Below are 26,565 nucleotides of genomic sequence, written 5' to 3' on the forward strand. Positions count from 1 at the left end.
CGAGCGACAACGCCACTGGATTCCGGCCTTCGCCGGAATGACGAAGTAGGGAGCGGTGTGCCGAGCACCCGCCCCTCACCCCAACCCTCTCCCCGAAGGGGAGAGGGAGAAAAACGTCAGGGCACCTGCAACCCCGTCTGCAACCCATACTTCCGCAACTTCTCCACCAACGTCGTCCGCTGCATCCGCAGCAACTTCGCCGCATGCGCCACCACACCACCGGTCGCGTCGAGCGCCTGACGGATCAACCCCACCTCGATATCCGAAAGGTGATCCTTAAGATCCAACCCACCCTCCGGCAAGATCGCAGTAGCTTCGCTCGCCATCGCCGGCGCAACCACCGGCGAACGCCCTTCCATCAAGGCGAGCAGCGCCGCACCCGTCACTTCTTCGCCGGCAGGAATGCCGCGATATTTTTCCGGCAGATCGCTGGCGCGCACTTCGCAGGAGGGATAGAGAATCGCCATGCGCTCGACCAAGTTGCACAGCTCGCGCACATTGCCCGGCCACGTGTGGCTACGCAGTGCGTTCATCGCGCTGGCGCTGAAACGCACGCCGCTCAAGCCGCGGCGCAACAGGCGCTGGTTGAATTCGCCGATCAGCTCGGGCATGTCTTCGAGGTGCTCGCGCAGCGGCGGCATCTCCAGCGGGAACACGCTGAGTCGGTAGTACAGGTCTTCGCGGAAGCCGCCATCGGCGATGGCCTGTTCCAGATTGCGATGCGTGGCAGCGATGATGCGCACGTCGCAGCGCTGGGTGCGGTTGCCGCCGACGCGCTCGAACACGCGCTCTTGCAGCACACGCAGCAGCTTGACCTGCATCGGCAGGCTCATGTCGCCGATTTCGTCGAGGAACAGCGTGCCGCCTTCGGCCAGTTCGAAGCGGCCTTTGCGCGAGCTGATCGCGCCGGTGAAGGCGCCTTTCTCGTGGCCGAACAGTTCGCTTTCCAGCAACTCGGCGGGAATCGCGCCGCAGTTGATCGCGATAAACGGTTTGTCGCGACGCTGCGAATTTTCATGGATGGCGCGCGCCACCATTTCCTTGCCGGTGCCGGATTCGCCGAGCACCAGCACGTTGGAATCGAACGGCGCGACCTGACGGATCAGGGCATTCACCCGACCCAGCGCCGCGGAAGCGCCCACGAGGCGATGCAGCGCGGACGGTCCGGCAGCGCTCTTGCTGGCAGCCGCACGCGACGGCGCGGCGAAGCGGCGCAGCGCATCCATCAACGGCTCGTAGCGCAGCGGAAAACTGATTAACTCCACCGGGCGCGAACGCGAACCGGGCAGCGCGCCGGGCAACTGCGCGGCGAGCGGCGAGTCAGCCGCGACCAGCAGCGGCAGATGCAAGGCTTGCTCGCCTAGCGTGTCGAGCTGACGCTGGAAATCGTCGAGGTCCACCACGTCACCGATATAGACCGCGCACCAGTCACGCTTGCCGCTGTCGGCGGGCGCCACGTGCCCGTCCTGATGCGGCCGATAACCCAGAAACTGCAGTGCCGATTTGACGGTTTCCGCCCGGACGGCATCCGCTTCGATGACCAGTACGTCGATGTCTTGGACTTCGTTATGCACAACAACCCCCTGCTATGGCGTGTGCCCGGATTTCCCTACCGGGTCACTCTCGCGTATCGCGTCAACGCTTCGTCGCTGACGTCGTGTGGCGTAACGCAAGATCGAGGCCAATGAGGTGTCGACGAAACGACAGTACCGGGGGGCAGGGTCGGTTTTCCGTCCCCTCGCGTCGACGAAAAGCGTGCATTCGACGTCGACAGGCTGCCGCAAGCTCTTGAGCGACGGGGGTTAAATGAACCAGAGCTGACGAGCGCCAGATCTGTGCCAGTGCACAGGACAACTGTCGGCTGCGTCAAAAACCAAACGAACTGGCGTCCCGTTTTGTGAGGACGGTCACATTCGAAAAACGACGCCAATCACGCCTACGAAGTGTGCCCCTGACGGGTGACTGCCACTCTGCGTCGGTGTTGACGAAAAACCATACGTTCCAGCCCTTCGCGCAGGGCGTCGGCGATGGTTTCGAATAAAACGAACTGGCTGCCGTCATCAAAACGGCGCTGTACGCGCGCCGGCAATTCCAGCGGCAGGCTGGGGCAGGCGTCAAAACGGAGGCGCAGCAATAAAGCGTCACCGGCCACCGCCAGCGCGGGCGGCAGCACGGCGCCCATGGCGTTGAAACGCAGGGCGTGGCGCGGCCGTACCAGCGCGTCTGGTACCAGCACGTGGTTGATGATGTGGATCAGCGCGGTGAGCTTGGCGTCCATTCGCGCCACTTCCTGCATCAGCGGGCTGTCGTCGTCGGGGGGCTCGGCGCGGCGCTCTTCCAACACCGCCATCATGGTCAGCGCGGAGAGGTTGCGCTCGGCATAGCCGGTGGCGGTGCGCTCGTCCAGCGGCAGCACCAGCGGCTCGGCCTCGGCCAGCCAGTCGCCTTCGCAGGCCAGCAGTTGTTGGAATTCGTCCCAAACGTTGATGTTCATATGTGTTGCCGCCCCCGACCTCGCATTTCTTGTGGGGCTTGACCCCACCCCAACCCTCCCCTGCTGCACGCAGAGGAGGGAGTAACCATTCTCCTCCCCCTGCTCGCAGGGGGAGGTTGGGAGGGGGTTGCTCTTGCGAACGACTCAGTTATGCGAGTAAGCCGCGATCGCCTGTGACCGCCCCTTCGCCTGTTGCCACTCCAGCGCCACTTTATCGCGTGCGCGCGCTACTTCCTCGCACAACTCGCGATTGCAGTCGATCAGGGTGCGCAGCGTGGCTTCGTCGCGTTCGCCGGACTGGAAGGCTTGTGCCAGCAGATCCTCGCGTTGCTGCTCCAGCTGTGCGAAATCGTCCCAGTCCGCCCTAGCGGCCGTTTCCAGCATGGACTGGCTGAGCGAGACAGCGCGTTCGAGCGGCGTCGCGGTCATGTAGCGTCCTGCGCCGGCTGCGGCCGGCGCGCATCGAGCGGGATCATGGCCCAGCTGTTGCGCAGTTGCTGTAGCAGGCCGGTGACTTCGTCGAGCACACGGGGGTCGTTATGCAGGCTAGCGTGCAGCAGGCGGCGGCCCATGTAGTCGTAGAGTGCGTTGAGCTGGGGCACCAGCGGGGTCTCGACCTTGGGGTCGAGGCTGCCCTGGAGCTCGCCGATGATATCGATGCAGCGGGAGATCAGCTCGCCCTTGGCGGCCACTTCGCCGCGCACCATGTGGCCGCGCGCCTTGACCAGGCGCTCGATGGCGCCGTCCATCAGCATGGTGATCAGGCCATGCGCATCGGCTGTTTCCACTGAACCGTGCGACCGCACCTGCTGGTACGCGCCAGCGCCGTATCCGAATGCCATTGCGTATTCCCTCGCTTACTTCTTGCTGTTGTTCAGCGCGTCGAACTGCTGCGTCAGGTAACTGCTGGTGCTGTTGAGCTTGGTGAGCATGGTGTCCAGCGCGGTGAACTGTTTGGTGTAGCGCGTGGTGAGATCGCTCATGTCGCTGTTCAGCGCATCCTGCCGCACACCGAGGTCCTTCAACTGCTGGTTGAGGTTGTTGGTACGCGTGGAAAGAATGCCGGTGCTGCCGATCCAATCGTTGAGCGGGCTGGTGAGCTTGGTCGCCATGCCGCTGGTGCCGGCGAAAATCGCATTCAACTGACTGCCGCCGTCGCTGAGCGAGCTGGTGAGCTGGCCGCTGTCGAGCTTCAGCGTTCCGTCGACCTGCAAAGTGATGCCGACCGAGCTCAGCATCGCGCCGTTACCGCCCGGCCCACTCATGATCGAGGACAGTGTGCCCTTGATGCTATTAAGGGTCGCATCGCCAATCAGCGGACCGGTGCTGGCACCGCTGCTGTCGTACTTGGTCAGGGCCTGATAGGTGCTGACGAAATTGTTATAGGCCGTCACCAGGCCGGTCACCGCCGCATTGGCGGTGGAGGTATCGCTGTTCACCGTCAGCGTGGCGCTGCCCTGCTTCCACAGATTCAGCGTGATGCCGTCAATAGCATTGTTGACCGAATTGGTGGGACTGCTCGCAGCCATACCGTCGATGGTGAACTTGGCATCCTGCGCGGCGGTGGTCACCTTCAGGCCATTGGTGGTGGACGCAGGATCGTAGTTGAGCGCGGCCAGGCCACCATCGCCACCGCTGCTGGTGACTTTGAACGCGTTGGCAACACCGGTGGCGTTGCTGCTGAGTACCAGGTGCGCGCCATCGGTGCCGGTGACAATGGTCGCCGTAACACCTGGGTTGCTGCTGGATTTGTTGATCGCATCGCGGATACCCGCGAGCGAGGAATCAGTGCTGTCCAGATTCAGCTGCATCTGCTTGCTGCCCACCGAGATGGTGAGCGTGCCGGTGCCGACCGTGCTGGTGCTGCTGGCGAAAGCGCCGGAGGACAGCTTCTGCGCCGTCGCGAGCTGAGTGACATTGAGATTGTAGGTGCCGTTGACCGCCGCCGAGGTGGTGCTGACGCTGAATACGCTGGCATCGCTGGTTGCGGCCCGACGGGTAGCGAATGCGGAGCCATCGCTCAGGCTGGAAAGCGCCGTCTGCAGCGCGGAGAGCGCCGAACTGACCTGGCCCAGCGCGGAAATCTGCGACTTGGCCGTGGTGGTCTGGGTATCGATCTGGGACTGCAGCGGTTTCTTCTTGGCCGCCACCAGCTGGCTGACCAGGCCGTTCACGTCCAATCCCGATCCGACGCCAGCCGCGGTGAGCGGGCCGCCTGTGGAAGATGTCGAGGAAGTGGTGATCGCCATGGTCAAAAGAATCCTTGGTAAAGGAACGGCCGCGCACTAGGCGCGGCCGTTCGCGGGGAGTTACTGCAGGAGCTTGAGCACGCTCTGCTGGCTGGAGTTGGCCTGGGCCAGTACCGACACGCCGGCCTGCTGCAGGATGTTCGCCTTGGACATGTTCGCGGTCTCCGCGGCGAAGTCGGCGTCCTGGATCTGGCTGCGCGACGAGTCGAGGTTCTGCGAAATGGTCTGCAGGTTGGAGATGGTGGACTGGAAGCGGTTCTGCACAGCACCCAGGTTCGAACGCAGGTCGCTCACCGCCTGCAGGGCGGAGTCGACGCGGCGGATAGCATCGTTGGCGCCAGCCACCGAGGTGACCGAAGCGTCCGACAGGTGCTTGGCGTCGAGAGCATGGGTGGCCTTGTCAGTCGCGGCGAAGCCGAGAGCCGTGGCACCAGAAGCGTCCACGTCGGCACCGAAGGCTTGGATGGAGATCTTGCCAGTGGCGTCGGCGGAGGCCTGCGCATCCACGCCCTGATCCTTGAAGCCGGCGTTCAACGCATTCGTCACGTCACTGGCGGTGTTGAACACCGTGCCGCTCTTCAGCGTGATGTCGGAGGTGCCGATCTTCACGGTCTGGTCGGCAGCGAGGGTCAGCGGGTAGGTCGGGGCTGCACCGCTGGCGGAGACCGCGGCGGTATCAACCTGGCCGACCTGGTTCGTCTTCATGCCGACGCTGAAGTTGACGCTGATGGTCTCGCCGACATTGGCGCCGACCTGAAAAGCCACCGAACCGGCGCTGCCATCCAGCACCTTGGTGCCGTTGAAGTTGGTCTGCTGGGCGATACGGGTCACTTCAGCCAGACGCTGCTGCACTTCCTTGTCCAGCGCACCGCGGTCGGTGGTGGAGTTGGAGCCGGTGGCCGACTGCACGGCCAGTTCGCGGATGCGCTGCAGGTTGTTGGTGACCTCGTCCAGCGCGGATTCGGTGGTCTGCGCCATCGAGATGCCGTCGTTGGCGTTGCGCACTGCCTGGTTCAGGCCGTTGATCTGGGTGGTGAAGCGGGTGGAGATAGCGAGGCCAGCCGCATCGTCCTTCGCGCTGTTGATGCGCATACCGGAGGACAGACGCGCAATAGCCGTAGCCAGACTGCCCTGCGTCTTCGACAGGTTGTTCTGTGCGTTCAGCGAGCTGATGTTGGTGGTGACGCTCATGACCATGGGATTTACTCCGTTTCGGATCTCGAAGCCGACATTGGCCGGCGGTGGATGTCAGCGGGAATTCCTGCTGGAACATCGCCGCCTCAGTGACTGTTTCGACCCTTCATGCGGAAACTTGAATGCCCTTGATTAAATGTTTTAGTGATGTCATGCGCATAACGATCCAGTAAAGGCTTCCCCGTTCGTCATCCCGGCGAAAGCCGGGATCCAGTGCCTTTAACGCCTTAACAAGGCGCTGGATCCCGGCTTTCGCCGGGATGACGAGCGAAAGGCTTTACCGCAAGTAATCAAACAGCGTGGAACTCTGCACCTTCGTGTACGTCATCTGCGCAGCCTGCAACGCGGTGTTCTGCAAATTCAATTTGCTGATGGCGTCGTAGTAATCCAGGTCCTGCACATCGGATAGCGAGCTCTGGTATTGCAACGAGAGATCACCGTTGAGCGACTGCTGCTGGTCCAGCGCATTCATGCGGCCGCCGATGGCGGCACGTGTCTGCGTGATGGTGCCCATCGCCTGGTCAAGGTTGGAGAACTGCTGGTTGAGCGTGTTCTGCATCGCCGTGCCACCGCCGGTGGTCTGCAGCGCACTGATGATGTTGCCCAGCGTGGTGAAGATGTCCTGCTGGCCGGACGGCGCCACGCTGAAACTATCGCCCGCCGCCGGCGTACCGGTGATACCGATCTGCACGCCGCGGAACGCGACGACCGAATTGCCGTCGCTGGCATAGCTGCCGGTGCTCACCACATTGTTGCCGGCGTCGCGCACTTCATACGCATTGGGCGCGGTGAACTTGATGCTGTAGGTACCGTTATCCCATTGCGTGCGATCAGTCACGCTGATGCTGCCGCTCACGCCGCTACCGGTATTGCCCGCTGCGGCGGAGACCTGGAAGGTGCCGTTGCCGGTCGGGATGTTCATGAACACCGCGCTGCCCGGGTCACCCGTCGCCACCTGCATGCCGGGACCGGCCGCGACCATGCGCTGACCGTTGTCGCCCTGGTAGTTCACCGCCCCACCCTGCATGGAGAACGGCTGCGCACCGGTCTGGTTGCCGGCGAACAGATAGTCGCCATTGCCGTCCTTGCCATTGGCCAGCCCCATCAACTGCTGGCGGATCTGGGTCAGCTCGGCGGCGATATCACCACGCGTCTGGTCGGTCTGCGAACCGGTAATGCCCTGCAGCACCAGCGTGCGCACGCGGTTCAGCGCATCGGTGGAGGTGGATAGCGCCTGATCCTCGATGCCAAGGCGCGCGTTCGCGCTGCTGATGTTGCGCTGATACTGCGCGACGTCGGCCGTCATGTGACTCAGCTCCAGCGCGCGAGCGGCACCCACCGGATCGTCCGAAGGCTGATTGATGCGCTTGCCACTGTTGAGGCGATTCTGCAGATCGGCAAGGCTCGACTGCCCGTCCATCATGCTGTTGACTGACTGCTGGGCCATCCAGCTGGTAGAAACTCTCATCGCTACGCTCCTCAGCCGTGCACCGCGCTGAGCAGCGCGCTGAAAATCTGGTTGGCGGTAGAAATCACCTGGGCCGAGGCCTGATAGGCCTGTTGATAGCGCACTAGGCTGGCCGCCTCTTCGTCGATGTTCACGCCGGACACTCCCTGCTGGGTTTGCAGCGCCTGCTGATACACCGAGTTCTGCGTGGTTAGCGCGTCTTTCGCCAGCGAGCCCGCGCTGCCGACCTGGCTGGTGAGCTGGCCATAGGCGCGGCCGACGCTGGTGTTGCCGTTGTCGAGCACGCCGAGGTTCGCCACCTTGGCCAGGCCCAGTGCGTTGCCGTTGTCGCCGCGCGCGTTGCTGTTGGCCTTGACGGTGAAGCTGTCATTCGCCGCCGGCGTGCCGCTGAGGTTGAGGCTCCAGCCGTTGGCGCTGATCGGCTGGCCCGGCGTATAGGTCTGCGCCGCGCCGCCGTTGATGGTGTAGGTGGTCGGCGAGGTGAACACGATGTTGGTGCTGCCGAGCAGCCCCGCGTTGGCGGGATCGGTGACGCTGATGCCATTGACCACGCCGCTGCCGGTGTTGCCGGATGCCTTCGCGGCGACCAGCGGTGCGGCGGCGGCGATCTTGTTCGGATCGGTGATCGCGGTACTGAAGCCCGCGGCGGCCGCGCTGGTCGGCTGGATGCGGAAGCTGTCGCCCGCGCTGGCCGCACCACCGACCACGAAACTCATGCCATCTGCCTTAAACGGATCGGCAGCAGTGCCGGTGCCGGTCATAGCGACGCTGTTGCCGGCGGTATCGCGCAGACTCCACGCGCTACCGTCGTACTTCATCACATAGTCCTTGGTGGTCAGCGCACCCACGTCGGTGATGCTGGCATTGACCGTACCGCCGCCCTGGTTGGCCGAGTTACCCAGCACCTGCGGCGCGCCCACGTTGAAGAAGGTGCCGCCCATGGCTCCGTTGAGGTCCATGCCCTGCGCATGCTGCGCATTGAAGGCGCTCGCCATCGCCACCGCCGCGCGGCCGAGTTGGTTCTGCGCGGGATCGAGCACGTTGCTGCGGAAGTCGAGCAAGGCACCGAGCGTGCCGCCGCCGATCTGGCCGGTGAGCACCATGCCGCTGTCCTTGGCGACGACTTCCAGCTTGCTGGGGTCGTAAGCGTTCGGTGCCGTGCTCAGCGCATACGCGTTCGCGCCATTGACCAGTGCCTGGCCGTTGCCGACGAACACGCTGACGGTGTGATCGTTCTGCGGCACCACGGTGACGCCGACTTCGCTGGATATTTTCTTCACCAGCGCATCGCGCTGATCGAGAAGATCGGACGGCTCGCCCTTGCCGCTGGCATAGGCGGTGCGGATCTGGTCGTTGAGCTTGGCGATCGACTGACTGTCGCTGTTGATCGAATCCACCGTATCGCCGAGCTGCCGCTGCACCTGCGCACCGAGCTGATTGAACTGGCCCGACAACGACTGGAAGGTGCTGCTCAGCGCATTGGCGCGTGCCAGCAACACACCGCGCGAAGAAGCGTCGGACGGCGTATTGGAGACATCGTTCAAGGCTCCGTAGAACGCATCCAAAGAGGTCTGCAGATTGGTGCTGCCGGAAAGCTGGTTATTCAACTGCCCGGTGAGGCTCTGATACGCCGCGGCGCGCCCCTGGTCCGAGGCAGCCGTCCACAAAGCCGTGTTGAGGTACTGGCTATAAGCACGCTGCACCGCCGCCGTATTGACGCCGGTGCCGACATAGAAATTGCCCAGTCCCTGCGCCGGCCGCGCGTTGAACTGCACCAGCTGGCGGCTATAGCCGTCGGTGTTGACGTTGGCCACGTTGTGGCTGACGGTGCTGAGTCCGATCTGCGAGGCGAGCAGGCCGGAGACACCAGTGGAAAGCAGGTCAGCCATGGCAAACGATCCTTGAAGCGAAGGCGGTCATGTTCAGTGCGGGGCGCGTCATGGCAACTGTGACGGCAGTGCATCGACGGACTTGAGCGAGGCGAGTGCCTGCTTCATTTCCGGACTGTTGGCGATCGATTCCAGTTTTTTGGCGTAGCCCGGATCGGTGGCGTAACCGCCGCGCGCAAGGGCATGCGCGAAACCGCGGATATCCTCGCCGCGCCCGAGCGCCGACGAGTAGCGCGGGTTATTGGCGATCACCTGGGCGTAGTCCTGGAAGGAGTCGCCGGGTGATTGGTAGGCACGAAATTGGTCGCGCTTGCGCACTGCCACACCATTCTCGTACTCGAGCGTCGGCACGCTGACCTTGTCGCCATCCCAGCTGCTGCCGGCCTTCATGCCGAACAGATTGTTGCTGGTGCTGCCGTCGCCGTGGCTAGGCAGATGCTTGCCCCAGCCGGTTTCCAGCGCGGCCTGAGCCAGCAGCGCACGCACGGATACGCCGAGCTTTTCCGCCGCCGCCTGCGCGTGTGGCGCCAGCGCCTGTACGAAACTCACCGCGTCGCCGCTGCCCGGCACAAACTGGCTGACCTTGCTCGCGGCACTGGCCGCACTGCGCGACAGCTGCTCCAGCGTGTCGCGCCAGGCCGACGGGCTGCTGGCATCGACACCGGCCGCCGCACTGCTGTCCTTCCCGCCCAATTGGCGCATCAGCATCTGCGCAATGCCGATGCCATGCCCGCTGTTGGACAGGCTCAACGACAACTGATGATCGAACAGATCGCGATACGCATTGCCCTGCTCGCTATCGCCCATGCCGTCGCCCGGACTCGCGTCGCGCATCGACTTCAGCATCATCTGCGTAAAGATCGACTCGAACTGGCGCGCCACCGCCGGCAGCGCCGCCTTGCCACCGTCGCCCTGCGCCTGCGCGCGCAACTGCTGGAACCCGGACAGCTCGGTCCAGGTACCCAGTGAGCCGGTGGCGGAGGTATCGCCGACAGCCATGTCAGATCACCACCAGTTCGGCATGTAACGCGCCGGCCTGTTTCAATGCCTGAAGAATCGAAATCAAATCGGTTGGCGACGCACCCACCTGATTCACCGCGCGCACGATCGCATCCAGGCTCACGCCCGGACCGAACTTGAACATATGCGCGCCGTCCTCGCTGATCTGCACCGTACTGTTCGGCACCACCGCTGTCTGGCCGCCGCGACTGAACGGCGCCGGCTGGCTCACCTGCGGCTGCTCAGTAATCGTCACCTGGATCGAGCCGTGCGCCACCGCGGCCGCGCTGACCTTCACCTCCGACCCGATCACCACCGTGCCCGTGCGCGAATTCACTACCACGCGGGCCGGTGCATCGCCCGGCGTGACATCCAGACCCTGGATCGCACCCAGCCACGACACCCGCTGCGACGGATCCACCGGACCGCGCACCGCCACCGAACCGCCGTCCACTGCCTGCGCCGTGCCCACGCCATAAGCGCGGTTCACCGCATCGGCAACGCGCGCAGCCGTGGTGAAATCCGGCGTATTGAGGTTAAGCACCAGGTCGCCGCCGCGATCGAACGACGAAGGCACACTGCGTTCCACCGTCGCACCATTCGGCACACGTCCGCTGGCCGAGATATTCACCTGCACACTCGACCCGCTCTTGCCCTGCGCACTGATACCGCCCACCACCACACTACCCTGCGCCATCGCATAGACATTGCCATCCGCACCCTTCAGCGGCGTCATCAACAACTGCCCGCCACGGATACTCTTGGCATTACCGATCGACGCCACCGTCACATCAATCGCCTGCCCCGGCTTGGCGAATGGCGGAAGGTCCGCCGTCACGGTTACCGCAGCGGCATTCTTCAACTGCGGCCGCGCATTCGCTGGCACCGTAATGCCGAACTGTTGGAGCATGTTCTCCAAACTTTGCGTAGTGAACGGTGCCTGCGTCGTCTGATCGCCACTGCCGTCGAGACCAACCACCAGGCCGTAGCCGATGAGCTGATTCGTGCGCACACCAGCGACCTGCGCGAGATCGCGGATTTTGTCGGCGTGGGCGGGCGTAGCGATAAGACCGGCAGCCGCAAAGAACACAGCTACGACAGATATAGCGTTGAGTCGCATAGTGCGTACCCGATGCATAAATTTGTAAGAGGCAACCAGAACCGGACGATCAGCCTCAAAAGAAAACCATCCCGACGCCTGACACTGGAAACGACGCAGGCCCGAAGCACGCCGCCTGCTTTCAGGCCATTTCTCTTTGGTTACTTTCTCTCTAGGCCCCCTTGGGGGGTTGGGCCAGCAAAGAGAAAGTGACCCGAGCCGCGGCAGCGGTTCGGAAGCCCGCGGCGGGCGAGCCAGGGCACGCAGACGCGAAAATCGGAGCGCATCACTACTGGATCCCTGCCTACGCAGGGATGACGAAGTAGGGGATGTTGAGCCGAGCGCCCGCTCCTCATCCCAGCACGCTCTCCCAAGAGAGGAGAGAGAAGTGCAACTCAAAGTTGCATAACCCCCGCCCATCAGTACGGCATCCACTTGGAACTAAAAAACCGCGACAACCACCCCTGCGTATTCGCATCCGCCAACGACCCCCGCCCCGTATACGCAATCCGCGCATCCGCCACCCGCGTCGACGACACACTGTTGTCCTGCCCAATATCCTGCGGCCGCACGATGCCGGAGATACGCACCAGCTCCTGCCCCTGGTTGATAGTCAGCCACTTCTCGCCGCGCACCAGCAGATTGCCGTTGGAGAGACGGCGCGCGACGGTGACGGTGATCTGGCCGGTGAGCTGGTTGCTCTGGCTGCTGTTGCCGCTGCCGTCGAAGCTGCGATCGCCGTTAGTACCGATGGTGACGGGCTTGCCGTTGAGGGTGACGGACTGGCCGAGCAAGGTCGGTGCGCCGATGTCGGTCTTGTCTTTCTTGCTGGTGCTGGTGGTGGCCTTCTTGCTGGCCTGGGTGCTTTCCACCAGCGCGATGGTGAGGATGTCGCCTACGCGATGCGCGCGTGGGTCGTTGAACAGCTCCATGCCCTGCGCTTCGTGATAGATCGCGCCGTCGGCCGGTGGTGCGGATTCCGGCTCCTGCGGCGGTGTGGCGGCGAAGGCGCCGTCGTCGCGCTGCGGCACCATTGCGGCGCAGCCGGCCAGGTTCGCCAGGACCAGCAGGGCGCATGACAAGCGCAAGCGGAGGGACATCGACATGGCGGTGCTCAAGTCTTGTTGGTGAGGAACTGCAGCATCGAATCCGCAGCGGAGATCGCCTTGGAATTCATCTCGTAGGTACGCTGCGTTTCGATCATGTCCACCATCTGCTCGACCACGTTGACGTTCGAGCTTTCCAGCGAACCCTGCGCTACGGTGCCGAGGCCGTTGAGGCCGGGCTGACCGATCTGCGGCGCACCGCTGGAGGCGGTTTCCAGATACAGGTTGTCGCCGTTCGGCTGCAGGCCGGCGGGGTTGATGAAGTCGGCCAGCTGCACGGTGCCGATCTGCTGCGGCGCGGCCTGACCCGGCAGCGTCGCGCTGACCGTGCCGTCAGTGCCGATGGTGACGCTCTGCGCGTTCTGCGGAATCACGATGGCTGGGTCAAGCGCATAGCCCGCCGCCGTCACCATCTGGCCGTTCTGATCGAGATGCAGCGAACCGTCGCGCGTATAGGCGATGGTGCCATCGGGCATGGTCACTTGCAGGAAGCCACGGCCCTGCAGGGCGAGATCGAGCGAGTTGCCGGTCTGCTGGATATTGCCCTGAGTGAACAGCTTCTCGCTGCCGACCACACGCACACCGGTGCCGAGCATCAAGCCCGAGGGCGCCTGCGTCTGTTCGGTGGTTTGGCCGCCGGGCTGGCGCACGTTCTGGTAGATCAGATCCTGGAACGATGCACGCGAACTCTTGAAGCCGGTGGTGTTGGCGTTGGCGAGATTGTTGGAGACCACGTCCATACGCGTCTGCTGCGCATCGAGACCGGTCTTGGCAACCCACAGGGATGAAAACATGCGTGTTCTCCACTAGGCCATGCGCTTGGCGCAGGCCGCAATGATTGGATGGATCAGCCCACTTGCAGCAGGCGCGAAGCCGACTGCGCGTTGTCGTCGGCGGTGCGGATCGAACGCACCTGCAACTCGTACTGGCGCGATAGCTGGATCATCTGCACCAGGGTCTGCGACGGATTCACGTTGCTCGATTCCAGTGCGCCGGACTTGATCGTGACCGCGGCATCCGCCTGCGCAACGCCGCCGCCATCGAGATGCATCAGGCCGTCGTTGCCGAGCTGCAGCTGATCCGACGCCGGATTTACCAGCTTGAGTTTGCCGACCACCGACAAGGTGGCCGGCCCCTGCCCCATCGGCACCACCGACACGGTGCCGTCGGCGCCAATATTGATTTGCGAACTCTGCGGAATGGTGAGCTGACCGCCGTCGCCCATCACCGGATTGCCGCGCGCGTCGGTGAGCAGGCCGTCGGCGGTGAGCTGCAGCTGGCCGGCGCGTGTGTAGCCCTCGCTGCCATCCGCCGACTGCACCGCCAGCCAGCCATTGCCCTGCACCGCCACGTCGAGCGGACGCCCGGTGTCGACCTGTGCACCGCTGCGCAGATCCCAGCCGGTGCCCTGGGCGACGCCATTGATGCGCGACGCCAGGCCTGCGCCCTGCACCTGCAGCGGCTGGAACGCCGACATCTGCGCCTTGAAGCCGACGGTGTCGGCGTTGGCGAGGTTGTGCGCCACTTCGGTTTGCGCACGCATCATCTGCGTGGCACCGGTCATGGCTACATAGATCGAGCGGTCCATGGGCTACCTCAGTACGGAAGCGTCAATTACGAATATTGATGATGGTCTGGGTGAGCTTGTCGTCGGTGGAGATCACCTGCGCGTTCGCCTGGTAGTTGCGTTGCGCCTTGATCATGTTCACCAGCTGCGCGGTGAGGTCGGAGGTGTTGGAGGCCTCCAGCGCACCGGACTGCACATTGCCGAAGGTGCCGTTGCCGCCGGTGCCCATCACCGCCGTGCCGGAGTCGTACGACGCGGCCCAGTTGGTGTTGTCGAGCTGGCGCATGCCCTGCTGATTGGCGAAGTTGGCGAGCGCGAGCTGGCCCAGCGCCTGCGACTGGCCGTTGGAATACTTGGCCTGCACGACGCCGTCGCTGGAGACGTCGATGCTGGACAGCGTGCCGGTGGGGTAACCGTCCTGGTTGATCGAGGTCACCGCGTAGTTGTTGCCGAACTGCGTGGCCTTGGTCACGTCCAGGTTGATCTGCAACGGGTTGGAGCCGGGGTTGGCGGTGATCGCCGGAAAGGTCAGCTTGCCGCCGGCCGGTGTCGCCAACGCGCCGCTGCTGTTGAAGCTCAACTGCTGCACGGCGCCGGTGTCGTTGCCGTCGATATAAAGATGCGCGTCCCAGGTATTGGCTGCCGCGTTACGCACGAAGTACACCGTGCCGCTGTGCGTCGCGCCGAGCGAGTCGTACGCGGTGAACGGCGTGGACTGGTTGAAGCTGGTGGCGTCAGTGGGACTGAATGCGTTGGCCGGCGGCGTGGCGTTGGACGGCAGGTTCAGCGCGAGCTGCACGTTGTTGGTGGCCTTGGCCGCGTTCTGCGAGGTGATCAGGCGCAGGTCGGCCAGCGTGCTGTTGTCGAAACCGCCCGAGGCGTTCGGCGGAAACACCTGCAGGTTCTGCCCGGCGCTGTTCACCACATAGCCGTTGGCGTCCTGGCGGAATGCACCGGCGCGGGTGTACGACAAACCCTTGCCATCCTTCAGCGTGAAAAAGCCGTCGCCGCTGATGGCGAAGTCGAGGCTGTTGTTGGTGTTCTCGATATTGCCGGCGGTGAACTGCTGCGCCACGTTGGTGAGGCGCACGCCGCTACCTATCTGGGTGGCGCTGAGGTTCTTGCCGGCCACGCTGTACAGCTCCGCGAACTCGGCGCGCGAACCCTTGAAGCCGGTGGTGGAAGTATTGGCGATGTTGTTGGCGGTGACTTCGAGATCCGAAGAAGCCGCCTTGAGGCCGCTCAATGCGATGTTGAATGCCATGGTGTTCCCCTGTCTCTACGAGACGCTTAGTTGACGCGCGCGACCTGTGCGAGCAGGACGCCACCAAAACCGTTCACTTGCAGATAGGCGCCTTGATCGGTGCCCGCCATGCCCACGCTGCCGACCTTGCCGGTGACATAGGTCTGCACCGCGGTGGTGCCTACCTGCGCCTTCAGGCCATACGTACCCAGCGGCAACGGCTGGCCGTCGTCGCCCAGACCGTCCCAATGGAAATCCGCCAGGCCCACGTCCGGCGTGCCAAGACCGATGGTGCGCACCACCTTGCCGGCGCTGTCGACGATCTGCACCGATGCGGTCTGACCCGCGTCGGCCACATTGATCGCACCATCCAGCCCGGCGCTGTTTTCCAGCTTGGCCGCGCTCGATGGCACCGTGACCTCGCGCCCCACCAGGTTGCTCGCCTGCAACAGCTGATTGCCCTGCATCGCCGTGCTCAGACTGTTGAACGAGGTCTGCAGCGCCTGCGTCGCCGAGACCTGACTGATCTGCGCGAGCTGGCTGACCATCTGCGATGAGTCCATCGGCTGGGTCGGATCCTGATTGCGCATCTGCTGGATCAGCAGGCTGAGAAAATCCGCCTGACTCAATGAATTGCTCTTGCTCTTCTGCGTCGCCTGCGACGCAGCGGAGCCGGTGTTGTTGATCGATATGTCGGCCATGGCGATTCCTTACTTGCCCAGATCCAGCGTCTTCTGCATCAGCTGGCGCGTGCTGTTCATTACTTCGACGTTGTTCTGATACGAACGCGAAGCAGAAATCATGTTGACCAGCTCATCCACCGGATTGACGTTGCTGGCGTACACATAGCCATCGCCGTCGGCGAGCGGATTGCCCGGTTCGTAGCGACTGTCCACCGCCGCCTGGCTCTCGGTGACACCGAGTACCTGCACGCCCTGGGTGCCTTCCTCGCCCTTCGCCGCGAGACCGCGCTGCACCGAGGCGAACAACGGCTCCTTCGCGCGATACGCCGCATCCGCCGAACCGGCCACGCTGTCCGCGTTGGCGAGATTGCTGGCGACCGTGTTGAGCCGCAGCGACTGCGCCGCCATGCCCGACCCGGCCACATCGAAAATCTTGAACAACGACATCAGCCCTGCCCTCCGGTGATCGCCGTACGCAACATGCGGATCTGCGCGGTAATGAAAGAAAGGCTGGCCTGGTAGTGCACGCTGTTCGCGGCAAAGCTCGACTGCTCCACCTGCGTATCCACCGTGTTGCCATCCATCGTCGGCTGCAGCGGCACCCGATACGCCAACTGGTCCGCTGCCTGCGTCGACGCATCGACATGCCCCGGTGCCGTCGCCGTCATCGCCAACTTCTCGCTTGCACCGCTTGCATCCGCCAGCGCCTTGCGGAAATCCACATCGCGCGCGAGATACCCCGGCGTATCCGCATTCGCCAGATTGCTGGCCAACACCTCCGCCCGCTTCTGCCAAAGGCCAAGCGCCTGCGTGTGCATACCAAACAAGTTGTCGTTGATCTGACTCATCGCAAACTCCACACGGCAAGGGCCGCAGGTGCGATGTGGCAAATTGCATGCCAGTGGGGTGCGAAGCGTTGTAGTGACTGGGTTTGCGGGGTTCGCTGAAGCGTCGGCGGAGCGCGTTGTCACTACAGGAGACGGAATTCCGACGCGCGGAAATCAGATCTGCGTCAATCGTTGGGCTGTCGCGACCTGGCCGCTTATGCAGCGGGCATTTCGGACGCCTGCCGGCGCCCGAGTCACTTTCTCTTTGCCGACCCAAAGAGAAAGTAACCAAAGAGAAATGGTCTAAAGAGCGCGGCGTGCTTTGTAGCTACGCATCTTCCAGTGTCAGACGTCGGGGTTTGCTCTTGCCCCCTCCCCTGCTCGCAGGGGAGGGTTGGGGAGGGGTGAGTACTTGAGAAAGCGTATCGGGAGAGGTTTTCACAAGGGCTTACCCCCTCCCGGCCTCCCCCTGCGAGCAGGGGGAGGAGAAAAGCACGCGTGGCTCTAACTCGACGCTAATCAGATCCAGAGGAGAGAGCGCAAGAAGAGAAGTCCTCCAGACGTCTGACACTGGAAAAGGCGTAGCTACAGAGCACACCGCCTGCTCTTCAGGCCATTTCTCTTTGGTTACTTTCTCTTTGGGCCAGCAAAGAGAAAGTGACCCGGCTCGCGGCAGCGAGGCGGAATGCCCGCTGCATAAGCGGCCAGGTCGCGATAACGCGACAACCGAGCGACAACGCCACTGGATTCCGGCCTTCGCCGGAATGACGAAGTAGGGAGCGGTGTGCCGAGCACCCGCCCCTCACCCCAACCCTCTCCCCGGAGGGGAGAGGGAGCTAAAGCACTCCGCTAAGGAGAGGAAAAAAATAGCTGGCATGCGCCTTGCTTCCTCAAGTTTCGCAGCATCCCGACGATCACCCCCGGGACCCAAACAAAAAAAGGACCGCCACCCCCATGCCCCTGATCCAAAGCAAACACCTCGCCGCGCTGGCGCAAGCCGCCGCCGACGGCGATGCCGATCAGGTCGCGCGTCTTTCGCGGGAACATCCACGCCTGGCTCAGGCACTTGCCCCGCTATTTGCCAAGCTGGCGCCGCGCGAACCGGCAGCCATCGCGCTGCAGGCAGTGGAGCAGCAGAGCCTGATGATGGGCACTGCGCAAACGCTGTTGCGCGCGCAAGAGGCATTGAACAAGGCCACCATCGAGGCCCGCGATAGCGTCGGTCGCTTGACGGAGCATGGCGCCGGGATCTCGACGGCCCTGCAGCAGGCCTCGGGCGAGGTGACGCAGGCGTGCGAACACACGCGGCGTGGCGCGGACACGGTGAATGAGCTCGACGGCCAGCTGCGCCTGCTGCGCAGCGCGCTGTCGGCGATGAACCGCAACCAGAGCAAGCTGGCGGAACAGGTGGCGCAGATCCGCAAGCTCACCTCGACCGTGCAGGACATCGCGCACCAGACCAACCTGGTGGCCTTGAACGCGGCGATTGAAGCGGCGCGTGCTGGCGAGGCGGGGCGCGGCTTCTCCATCGTCGCGGACGAAGTGAAGCAGCTGGCCGAAAAGACCACCCAAGCCACTGACGAGATCGAGGCTGTGACCAGCTCGATCGGCGATTTCTCGCAGCAGCTCGACGGCGATGTGCGCCAAGGCGTGCAGCGTCTGGAGCGCGCGCAGAACCGTATCGATCACACCGTGGCCACGCTGGGCCAGGGCGACGAGGCGCTGCGTGGCATCGCCGCGCGCGTGAAGGCGGTGCAGCAGGGTTGTGATGCGCAGAGTGCGCGCATTACCGCGGCGCAGGCCATGCTCGGCGCTTTGCAGCGGCGCAGTGGCGAGGCGATACGCCAGTCCGAATCGCTGGACCGTGCGGCGGTGCTGTCGCATCGGCTGTGCCTGGGCTGGCTCGATCATGCCGATACACCTTCCACCGCCAGCCTGAGCTTGAGCTTGCGCGAATCCATCCAGGGCCTGCGCCAGGCGATGGAGCTGGCGCTGCATGAACCGGCCGCGCTCGACCGCCGCTGGTTCGATACCAGCGCGTTTCATCACGCGCTCGCTCATCTCGGCGAACAACATGCCGCGCATCCCGCGGTAGCGACCTTGTTGGAGGCCGGCAAGCGATTGGGCGATCACACCGACACCTTTGTGCGACTGCTTAGCGAAGGTCAGCTGGAACAGGCCGCGCAGCTGCCCGACCGGGTGGAGCGCGAGCGCGAGGCGATCCATCACCAGCTCGGTCAGTTGCTGGCACAGGCCGAGGCGTGAGGCGAGGCTGGCTGATCCGGCTGTGGATGCTGCCGCTGTTCGCGGCCGCTACCGCGCATGCCGAATCCACCGACCTGCTCCGCCACACCGCGGAGAGCTGGCTGCGCCAGCATTTCGAGCAGGCCGGCAATCGCGTAGTGGTGCAGGCCGACGCTTTGAGCGAACGCGTGCAGCCGCCGGCCTGCCCGCAACCCTGGCAGGTCAGCCTGCCCGATAACGCACGCCCCGCGCCGCGATTAAGTGTGGAACTGCGCTGCCCATCGACCGGCTCGCGCATGCAGATACCGGTGCGCCTGCAGTTATTTCGCAACGTGCTGGTCACGACCCGCCCATTGCAGCGCGGCGATGGCGTGACCGCCACGGACGTGCATGCGGAGGAGCGCGACATCACGCGACTCGGTTATGGGTATATCGATCAGCTTGACCAGGTATCTGGCCGCCTGCTGTCGCGCCCGCTGGGCGCCGGCAGTGTGCTGACCCCCGGCGCACTGGGCGGCCGGCAGGCCGTGCGCGCCGGCGACCGGGTTCAGCTGATCGCGCGGCTGGACGGCATCGAGGTGCGCGCCAGCGGCGTGGCCCTGGGCGGCGGCGATACCGGCGCCCGCCTGCGCGTGCGCAACGACAGCTCCGGCCGCACCATCGACGCCACAGTGCGCGACGCGGGGGTGGTGGAGGCGCTGCCCTGACGGATGCCTCATCATCTTCTTCTAAAGTTTCGCCACCCGTCGCCGATAAGCTGGCTGAGGGGCCAAAAACCCACTGGGACATCCACTTATGAACACCACCATCACCTCGAACGGATTGCCGGTACTGCCGCAGCCCAAGGGCAATCAGGGCACGGCGGCACAGCCGGCCACGGGCACTACCGAAGCTGCTCCGGCAGCCGCGGCGGATGACAGCATCAAGCTCACCGATTCTGCGCGCGCCCTGCACGAAGCAGCCAAGACTGGCGCGGATTCCGGCATCGACACCAAGCGCGTCGAGCAGGTGCGCCAGGCGCTGGCCAACGGCAGCTACAAGATCGACGCCGGCCGTATCGCCGATGGCCTGCTCTCGCTCGAAGGCCAGATCAGCGGCAAGCCATGAACTACGGCCTGCACGCCGAGATGGAAAGCGCCCTGACCGCCGTGATCGGCGACATGCGCGAAGCCGTCACCCAGCTCGCTGCCGCGCTTGCCGCGGAACGCAGCGCGCTGGAGCAGGCGGACGCGGAGGCGCTGCATCTTGCCGGCACGGCCAAACAGGCGCAGATGGAACGGCTGGAACAACTCGATGGCGAGCGCGTGCAACTGCTGCGCGCCATCGCCGCCCCGGCGCCCGCGCAAGGCGCGGCCTGGAGCGAAGTGGTCGCGGCGCTGGCCGATTGCCAGCGCGCGAATCAATACAACGGACAGGTCGTCGGGCAGCGCCTGCGTCAGGTGCGCCAGGCCTTGTCCGTGCTGACCGGCGGCAGCGAGTCGACCCTATACGGCCCGGCCGGCACGCTGCATACCGATCATCGCCAGCAATCGCTGGCAGAAGCTTAAAGACATCACTGTAGGAGCCCACCCTGTGGGCGAAACGGCCCGCAAGGGCCGCGCTCTAAAAGGCCACGGGTCAAAAACGGCCCTGCTATGCAGGGCTTTCGCCCACAGGGTGGGCTCCTACAGGCAAGCCATGCAGCAACACCGGCCCTGTCGCTCTGCGGCGTCAGGTGATCTATTCGAGCGGCACCTCGTACGCCCTCCCTGGCCCGATGAAGTATCCATGACCGATACCGCTGTTGAAGCCGCCCGTGCCGCCGCCAATGCCGCGGCCTCCGTCGTCAGCGCACCGCTGCCTCTGCTACGCGTGCCGATGCTGGACCGCGACCGCCAGCTGATGGCCTACGAGTTGCTGTTGCAGCACGGTGAGGAAGAAGAGTCCGCGCTTGCCCACCGCATGCTGTCGATCATCATCGACGGCTCGGTGACGCAATGGGCGCGCGGCAACCGCGTGTTTCTGAGCCTGCCGCGCGATCTGGTGCTGGAACAGGCCGACCAGGTGTTGCGTCATCCGCGCATCGGCCTGGTGGTGCAACCCGACGCGATCCACGACGACTTGCTGATGGAACGCCTGCGCCAGATCTCCGCGCGCGGCTGCGCCCTGCTGCTCGATCTTGACGATGTCGGCACGCTGGAAAGCAACGAAGTGCTGCGCGTGCTGGACCTGGTGCGCTATGTGCGCCTGGATGCCAGCCGGCTCAAACCCGATGCACTGCGCGAGCGTTGCGAGACCCTGCACGCGCGCGGCCTGCATGTGATCGCCGGCCACGTCAACGATCACGAAACCTGCGGCCACTGCATGTCTCTGCCGTTTGCCGCGGTGCAAGGCGCCTATCTGCTGCGCCCCGAGAAAGTCGACGTCCCCGTACTCACCGCCAACCGCATCAGCGTGCTGCGCCTGCTGCGCGCGCTGGAAGAAGACGGCACCGGCCCGGTGGAACTCGGTCAGATCATCCGCAACGACGTGATCCTCAGCTACAAATTGCTCGGCTGCGTAAACTCGGCCTACTTTGCCTTGCCGCGCCAACTAAAGTCGGTGGAACAGGCCGCGATCTTTTTCGGCCTCACCCGCATGCGCAACTGGATCAGCACCATGGCCCTCAGCGGCATGGACGACCGCCCGCCCGAACTTTTGCGCGCTGCCCTGATCCGCGCCCACATGTGCGAACAGCTCGCTCAGCAACTTCCACGCGAGCAACGCGAAATGGCCTTCACCACCGGCCTCTTCTCCCTGCTCGAAAGCCTGATGTGCGCACCGATGGAGCTACTGCTCCAACACCTCCCCCTCGCCCCCGAAATCCGCGGCGCCCTGCTCGAACAACAAGGCCCCTTCGCCCCCATGCTCGAACAAGTGCAGCGCTGGGAAGCCGGCGAACTGCGCGGCGGCGAGACACAACCGCAACATATTCGACGCATGGCGACGGCGTATCTGGAAGCGATTCGCTGGGCTGACCATGTGCATTCGTTTGCGGAGCAGCGGCCGCATTGAAGTCGGGATGGCAGTGCGACTGGCACGTACTGTCTTGGCTTTGCACGCATTCAATGCCGCTGTAGAAGCGCGATCCCGAGCACCCACACCCCTCCCCAACCCTCCCCTGCAAGCAGGGGAGGGAGCAAGAGCACGGTGCAGCGGTAAGGATTGGACGATCAGGGCGAAGAGAACCATCCGGACGCCTGACACTGGAGAAGGCGCAGCTACGAAGCACACCGCCTGCTCTCAGGCCATTTCTCTTTGGTTACTTTCTCTTTGGGCCAGCAAAGAGAAAGTGACCCGAGCCGCGGCAGCGGTTCGGAAGCCCGCGGCAGGCGAACCAGGGCACGCAGTCGCGACAACCAGGCGATAACGCCACTGGATTCCGGCCTTCGCCGGAATGACGAAGTAGAGACGGTGTCACAAGGGAAGAGCCGAACCTTCACCCCAGCCCTCTCCCGAAGGGAGAGAAAGAAATCAGTCAGCGCGCGCGTGCAACCGCCACACAACAAGCGCAAGTCCCAATACCGCGAACACAAACCAAAACGCAGCAACCTGCAAATCCTCCCCCACCCACATCCCCCCACCCACCGCACCGATAAGCAACAACCCGGCACCAAGCGCAATCAGCGCAACACGCCGCCCCGCCATACGATCCCGCAACAGCAACAACGCGCCCATCACCGCCAGCAACACCGCCAGTACGCGCCTTGGCGTCGCAAGCATCGGAGGCTCAGGCACATCCGGCAGCACATCGACCAGACGGCGATCACCCACCTGCACGTCATAACCCTTGCCATCCGCAGCGTCGCTCGCCGGCACCAGCTGCTGGCCATCCAGACGCGCGAACACCGTGACCTGCTGCACCGGCAATGCCTCCCAGCTCACGCGCAGATCGCCCAGACGCGGATGCTCGGGACTGGCGCTGGTGGTCAGGTAGTTGCCGTGCGGCGAGAAGCTGGCGGCAAGGTTGGATGGCAGCGTCTTGATCTGTGGCTCGATCAGCTCGCCACCGGGCAACGCATGCATCAGCACGGGCGACAGCGCAAAACCGCCGACCTTGGCGAGACCGGCGTCGAACTGCTTGCCCTGGATCGGGAACGGACCGGGATTGGCGTGGCCGGCGGGGCGTGCGAAACGGCTGGCGTCGACCGGGCGATCCACCCAGTCCTGCTCGTAATGCACGTCGTCGCCAACACGCACTTCGCGCCACTGGAACATCTCCACATGGCGGATCAGCACCGGCGTTTTTACGCGCAGATTGAAGTCGGCATCGAAGGGTTCCTCAACCACATCGACGGGACTGCTCACGCGCAACATGTAACCGTGCTGCCCGGCCTGCGGCGAACTGCCTGGATCGAGGTCCAGCACCTGGCCGCCATGCCTTTCCGCAGCGACGCGATGCTGGATGACGCCCTGCTCGGTCGTGGCGACCAAGCCGATGCCGGCCAGCAACAGCAACGAGCCGGCAACGCCGAAAGCGAGCTGACGCAGATTCATGTTCATGCGTGCACCAGTCCGGCGAGTTCACGCTGTTCGTCGGCGGTGCCATAGCGGCCGCGCTCGTCGCGGGTGACGCGGGCCATCGCGCAGTCGTGGTCGTGGGTGAAGAACAGGCGCACGTCGCGGGTCAGCTTGTCGTCGAGGAAGACGCGCTTCTCGTCGATCAGCTTTTCCGGCCAACGGTCGTAACCCATTGTGATCGGCAGATGCACCCAGAAGCGGCCGGGAATCAGGTCGGCGCAAAACACCACACCGCCGACTTCGGCCAGCATCAAGCCGGGCGTATGGCCGTCCGAATAGCTGAAGCGCACCGCGTCGCCAAGCGATTTCGAATGCTCGCCTTCGACCAGCTCCAGCCGCCCACTATCCAGCAGCAGCTGTTGCAACTCGGGAATGAAGGAAGCACGGTCGCGCGGGTGCGGATGTTCGGCACGACGCCAATGCTCGGCACCGACCACATAGGTGGCCTTGGGAAACAGCAGGCGCGGCGGCTGGCCTTCCTGCCATGCGGCAAGCAAACCGCCGGCATGATCGAAGTGCAGATGCGATAGCACCACCACGTCGATGTCTTCATGCGAGACGCCGGCCGCGGCGAGCGAGTCGAGCAGTACGTGGCGGTCTTCCACCACGCCATAGCGTTCGCGCAGCGTGGGTTCGAAGAAGGCGCCGATGCCGGTTTCGAACAGCACATTACGGCCGTCCAGATCCTTCACCAATAGGCAGCGGCAGGCGAGCGGGATGCGGTTCTGCGCGTCCGGTGCGATCCAACGCGACCACAGCGCTTTCGGCGCATTGCCGAACATCGCGCCACCGTCGAGTTGCTGGGAGTTACCGGTGATCGACCACAGCTGCATGCCGGACCTCTTTATTGCACTTTGCCCAGACCCGACGGACGGCGCGGATCGCTGGCCGCGTCCAGGGCGCCGCTCTTCAGGTCCCAGGTCACCACATTCATATAGCCCCACGGCTCACGCTGTCTCAAGGTGTGACCCATGCGGGTGAGTTCGTCGGCGGTGGCTTTATCAAACACGCCGTCTTCCATGTCCACGCGATCAGGCATGAACTGATGATGGAAGCGTTTCTGGCCAGCGATGCCCAGGGCGTTCTTGCCATCGATAAAGGCCATGATGCCTTCCAGCACCTGGGTGATGATGGTGGAGCCGCCGGGCGAGCCGATCACGCCGATGCGGTCGGCGCCGAACACGATGCTCGGCGTCATTGACGACAGCATGCGCTTGCCCGGCTCCGGCGCGTTGGCTTTGCTGCCAAGCAGGCCGTAGACGTTGGGCTTGTTCGGCACCAGCGCGAAGTCGTCCATTTCGTCGTTGAGCAACACGCCAGTGCCTTGCGCCACGAAGGCAGAGCCCAGTGTGTAATTCACCGTCAGCGTGATCGAGGCGATGTTGCCTTCGCCGTCGATGATGGAGAAATGCGTGGTGTGCATGCCGGGTTCGGCGCCGGCGCTGGATGGCAGCATCGACGATGGCGTGGCCTTGTCCATCAGGATGGTCTGGCGCAGGCCGTCGGCGTAGTAAGGCGACAACAGCATGTCCAGCGGCATCTTCACGAAGTCGGGATCACCGAGGTAGTCGTTGTGATCGCGGAAGGCGCGACGCATGGCTTCGACGACGAGATGCATGCGGTGCGCGGTGTCCATCTTGCTCAGGTCGAAACCGGAGAGGATGTTGAGGATCTCCGCCACGGCTACACCACCGGAGGACGGCGGCGGCGCGGTGACGATGCGGTAGCCGCGGTAGTTCACCGTGATCGGCTCGCGCTCTTTCACCTGGTAGCTTTCCAGGTCTTTCGCGGTCCAGTTGCCGCCTGCGGCGCGTACGGACGAGACCAGCTTCTGCGCGATTTCCCCGCGATAGAAACCGTCGAGACCTTTTTCGCCGAGCAGTTCCAGCGTGCGCGCCTGATCCGGATCGCGCCAGGTCGCACCTGCTGCCGGCGGATTGCCGCCCGACAGGAATTTGGCAGCGGAGGCCGGCCAGCGGTTGATGTCTTTCTGGCGTTCGGTGATGGCGTTGATCAGACGGCTATCCGGCTCGAAGCCGTCGCGGGCGGTACGGACCGCCGGCGCCAGCGCATCCTTCAGCGGTAGCTTGCCGTAGTGCTTGGACAACCACACCAGACCCGCCGGCTCGCCGGGGATGCCGGCCGAGAGTGGACCGTTGAGGGCGGTGTCGCGATTGGGCGTGCCGTCCTTGTTGAGGTAGTCCTTGACGTTCACCGCCGCTGGCGCGGTTTCGCGCGCGTCGATGAAGAAGTTCTTGCCGTCCCAGGCACGATGGATCACCGCCATGAAGCCGCCGCCGATGCCGGAGCTTTCCGGCTCGACCACCGACAGGGTGGAAGCGACCGCCACGGCGGCGTCGAAAGCGTTACCGCCCTTCGCGAGCACTTCGAGGCCGGCCTCGGTGGCGTGGAAATTGGCGCTGGCGATCGCGGCACGACCCGGCCCGCGCAGGGCGGTTGGACCCTTGTGCGCAGCGGTTTGGGTGGTGCGGGGATTGTCGGCGTAGACAGCGCTGCTGGTCAGCAGCAGGCCGAGCAAGAGAACGCGGAAGTTCAATGCCGGCCGCTTCAACGGAAACCTCATGCCTGCCCCTCTTTCATCAACTGGCGGTATTTGAGTTCGAGTTGATCGTGCGTCTCGGTGTGTTCGGGGTCGACGATGATGCATTCGACCGGACACACCTCGATGCACTGCGGATCGTCATGATGCCCAATGCACTCCGTGCACAACGCCGGGTCGATCACGTAGTACTCCTCGCCGAGCGAGATGGCCTTGTTCGGACAAACCGGTTCGCAAACGTCGCAGTTGACGCAGGTGTCGAGGATTTTCAGAGACATCAGACGAGTTTACACGGTAGCGCCGGATGCTGCGGCGCACAAGAAGGCACGAGTATCGGGAAACATGGTTTGTAGGAGCCCACCCTGTGGGCGACCGCCATGCAACCATGGTCGCCCACAGGGTGG

26 protein-coding genes are annotated in these 26,565 nt (G+C 64.1%); 5 read left to right on the forward strand and 21 right to left on the reverse strand.

What is annotated here, in order from left to right; genetic code table 11:
• Window positions 1-116 precede the first annotated feature (116 nt).
• The 17 genes from BM338_RS00745 to flgB all read right to left on the reverse strand — a co-directional run bounded on the left by BM338_RS00745 (window position 117) and on the right by flgB (window position 16,839).
• On the reverse strand, window positions 117-1,574 hold the full coding sequence (locus BM338_RS00745) for a sigma-54 dependent transcriptional regulator (protein ID WP_090448878.1): 1,458 nt from the start codon (window positions 1,572-1,574) through the stop codon (window positions 117-119).
• A gap of 362 nt (window positions 1,575-1,936) precedes the next feature.
• Complete coding sequence (locus BM338_RS00750) at window positions 1,937-2,494, reverse strand: PilZ domain-containing protein (RefSeq protein WP_090448879.1); 558 nt, start codon at window positions 2,492-2,494, stop codon at window positions 1,937-1,939.
• 144 nt (window positions 2,495-2,638) lie between these two features.
• Window positions 2,639-2,923: a flagellar protein FliT gene (gene fliT / locus BM338_RS00755; RefSeq protein WP_090448880.1), complete on the reverse strand. Its 285-nt coding sequence runs from the start codon at window positions 2,921-2,923 to the stop codon at window positions 2,639-2,641.
• Entirely contained in the window at window positions 2,920-3,336 is a 417-nt protein-coding gene (gene fliS, locus BM338_RS00760) for a flagellar export chaperone FliS (protein ID WP_090448881.1), read from the reverse strand. The genes fliT and fliS overlap by 4 nt, the downstream gene beginning before the upstream one ends.
• Window positions 3,337-3,351: 15 nt before the next feature.
• Window positions 3,352-4,743 carry a flagellar filament capping protein FliD gene (fliD, locus tag BM338_RS00765; protein ID WP_090448882.1) on the reverse strand — a complete coding sequence of 464 codons (1,392 nt, stop codon included), beginning with the start codon at window positions 4,741-4,743 and terminating at the stop codon, window positions 3,352-3,354.
• 60 nt (window positions 4,744-4,803) lie between these two features.
• Window positions 4,804-5,940: a flagellin gene (locus BM338_RS00770; protein WP_090448883.1), complete on the reverse strand. Its 1,137-nt coding sequence runs from the start codon at window positions 5,938-5,940 to the stop codon at window positions 4,804-4,806.
• 274 nt (window positions 5,941-6,214) lie between these two features.
• On the reverse strand, window positions 6,215-7,405 hold the full coding sequence (gene flgL, locus BM338_RS00775; protein ID WP_090448884.1) for a flagellar hook-associated protein FlgL: 1,191 nt from the start codon (window positions 7,403-7,405) through the stop codon (window positions 6,215-6,217).
• 11 nt (window positions 7,406-7,416) lie between these two features.
• The gene (gene flgK / locus BM338_RS00780; protein WP_090448885.1) at window positions 7,417-9,294 is read right to left on the reverse strand and encodes a flagellar hook-associated protein FlgK; all 1,878 of its coding nucleotides are present in this window, start codon (window positions 9,292-9,294) and stop codon (window positions 7,417-7,419) included.
• Window positions 9,295-9,342: 48 nt separating this feature from the next.
• Window positions 9,343-10,293 carry a flagellar assembly peptidoglycan hydrolase FlgJ gene (flgJ, locus tag BM338_RS00785; RefSeq protein ID WP_090448886.1) on the reverse strand — a complete coding sequence of 317 codons (951 nt, stop codon included), beginning with the start codon at window positions 10,291-10,293 and terminating at the stop codon, window positions 9,343-9,345.
• A gap of 1 nt (window position 10,294) precedes the next feature.
• Window positions 10,295-11,413 carry a flagellar basal body P-ring protein FlgI gene (locus BM338_RS00790; protein WP_090448887.1) on the reverse strand — a complete coding sequence of 373 codons (1,119 nt, stop codon included), beginning with the start codon at window positions 11,411-11,413 and terminating at the stop codon, window positions 10,295-10,297.
• A 398-nt stretch (window positions 11,414-11,811) separates the two neighbouring features.
• On the reverse strand, window positions 11,812-12,510 hold the full coding sequence (gene flgH, locus BM338_RS00795; protein ID WP_218156280.1) for a flagellar basal body L-ring protein FlgH: 699 nt from the start codon (window positions 12,508-12,510) through the stop codon (window positions 11,812-11,814).
• Window positions 12,507-13,292 (reverse strand): flagellar basal-body rod protein FlgG, encoded by a 786-nt coding sequence (flgG, locus tag BM338_RS00800; protein WP_090448888.1) that lies wholly within the window; start codon window positions 13,290-13,292, stop codon window positions 12,507-12,509. Before flgG ends, flgH begins: the two co-directional genes overlap by 4 nt.
• Before the next feature lie 53 nt (window positions 13,293-13,345).
• The gene (gene flgF / locus BM338_RS00805; protein WP_090448889.1) at window positions 13,346-14,086 is read right to left on the reverse strand and encodes a flagellar basal-body rod protein FlgF; all 741 of its coding nucleotides are present in this window, start codon (window positions 14,084-14,086) and stop codon (window positions 13,346-13,348) included.
• Between the two features lie 22 nt (window positions 14,087-14,108).
• Window positions 14,109-15,329 (reverse strand): flagellar hook protein FlgE, encoded by a 1,221-nt coding sequence (gene flgE / locus BM338_RS00810; protein WP_090448890.1) that lies wholly within the window; start codon window positions 15,327-15,329, stop codon window positions 14,109-14,111.
• 26 nt (window positions 15,330-15,355) lie between these two features.
• On the reverse strand, window positions 15,356-16,009 hold the full coding sequence (locus BM338_RS00815; protein WP_090448891.1) for a flagellar hook assembly protein FlgD: 654 nt from the start codon (window positions 16,007-16,009) through the stop codon (window positions 15,356-15,358).
• 9 nt (window positions 16,010-16,018) lie between these two features.
• Complete coding sequence (gene flgC / locus BM338_RS00820; RefSeq protein ID WP_090448892.1) at window positions 16,019-16,438, reverse strand: flagellar basal body rod protein FlgC; 420 nt, start codon at window positions 16,436-16,438, stop codon at window positions 16,019-16,021.
• Window positions 16,438-16,839 (reverse strand): flagellar basal body rod protein FlgB, encoded by a 402-nt coding sequence (gene flgB, locus BM338_RS00825; RefSeq protein ID WP_090448893.1) that lies wholly within the window; start codon window positions 16,837-16,839, stop codon window positions 16,438-16,440. Before flgB ends, flgC begins: the two co-directional genes overlap by 1 nt.
• Before the next feature lie 933 nt (window positions 16,840-17,772).
• On the opposite strand from flgB, the gene BM338_RS00830 reads away from it, so the two are divergent.
• The 5 genes from BM338_RS00830 to BM338_RS00850 all read left to right on the forward strand — a co-directional run bounded on the left by BM338_RS00830 (window position 17,773) and on the right by BM338_RS00850 (window position 22,095).
• Window positions 17,773-19,083 carry a methyl-accepting chemotaxis protein gene (locus BM338_RS00830; protein ID WP_090448894.1) on the forward strand — a complete coding sequence of 437 codons (1,311 nt, stop codon included), beginning with the start codon at window positions 17,773-17,775 and terminating at the stop codon, window positions 19,081-19,083.
• Window positions 19,080-19,769 carry a flagellar basal body P-ring formation chaperone FlgA gene (flgA, locus tag BM338_RS00835; RefSeq protein ID WP_255367147.1) on the forward strand — a complete coding sequence of 230 codons (690 nt, stop codon included), beginning with the start codon at window positions 19,080-19,082 and terminating at the stop codon, window positions 19,767-19,769. Before BM338_RS00830 ends, flgA begins: the two co-directional genes overlap by 4 nt.
• Before the next feature lie 88 nt (window positions 19,770-19,857).
• Window positions 19,858-20,169 carry a flagellar biosynthesis anti-sigma factor FlgM gene (gene flgM, locus BM338_RS00840; RefSeq protein ID WP_090448896.1) on the forward strand — a complete coding sequence of 104 codons (312 nt, stop codon included), beginning with the start codon at window positions 19,858-19,860 and terminating at the stop codon, window positions 20,167-20,169.
• A complete protein-coding gene (flgN, locus tag BM338_RS00845) occupies window positions 20,166-20,609 on the forward strand; it encodes a flagella synthesis protein FlgN (RefSeq protein WP_090448897.1) in 444 nt (147 codons plus the stop codon). The genes flgM and flgN overlap by 4 nt, the downstream gene beginning before the upstream one ends.
• A 220-nt stretch (window positions 20,610-20,829) precedes the next feature.
• A complete protein-coding gene (locus BM338_RS00850) occupies window positions 20,830-22,095 on the forward strand; it encodes an EAL and HDOD domain-containing protein (RefSeq protein ID WP_255367148.1) in 1,266 nt (421 codons plus the stop codon).
• 459 nt (window positions 22,096-22,554) lie between these two features.
• On the opposite strand, the gene BM338_RS00855 is transcribed toward BM338_RS00850, so the two are convergent.
• From BM338_RS00855 to BM338_RS00870, 4 genes are read right to left on the reverse strand one after another with little or no spacing between them, the layout of a single operon-like run.
• Window positions 22,555-23,583 carry a TMEM43 family protein gene (locus tag BM338_RS00855; RefSeq protein ID WP_090448898.1) on the reverse strand — a complete coding sequence of 343 codons (1,029 nt, stop codon included), beginning with the start codon at window positions 23,581-23,583 and terminating at the stop codon, window positions 22,555-22,557.
• Entirely contained in the window at window positions 23,580-24,434 is an 855-nt protein-coding gene (locus BM338_RS00860; RefSeq protein WP_090448899.1) for an MBL fold metallo-hydrolase, read from the reverse strand. The genes BM338_RS00855 and BM338_RS00860 overlap by 4 nt, the downstream gene beginning before the upstream one ends.
• 11 nt (window positions 24,435-24,445) lie before the next feature.
• Complete coding sequence (gene ggt / locus BM338_RS00865; protein WP_090448900.1) at window positions 24,446-26,185, reverse strand: gamma-glutamyltransferase; 1,740 nt, start codon at window positions 26,183-26,185, stop codon at window positions 24,446-24,448.
• Window positions 26,182-26,439, reverse strand: coding sequence for a YfhL family 4Fe-4S dicluster ferredoxin (locus BM338_RS00870; RefSeq protein WP_090448901.1), 258 nt, complete (start codon window positions 26,437-26,439; stop codon window positions 26,182-26,184). Before BM338_RS00870 ends, ggt begins: the two co-directional genes overlap by 4 nt.
• Window positions 26,440-26,565 lie beyond the last annotated feature (126 nt).

The sequence above is a fragment of the Dyella sp. OK004 genome, from assembly GCF_900114495.1.
Taxonomy (GTDB): Bacteria; Pseudomonadota; Gammaproteobacteria; order Xanthomonadales; family Rhodanobacteraceae; genus Dyella_D.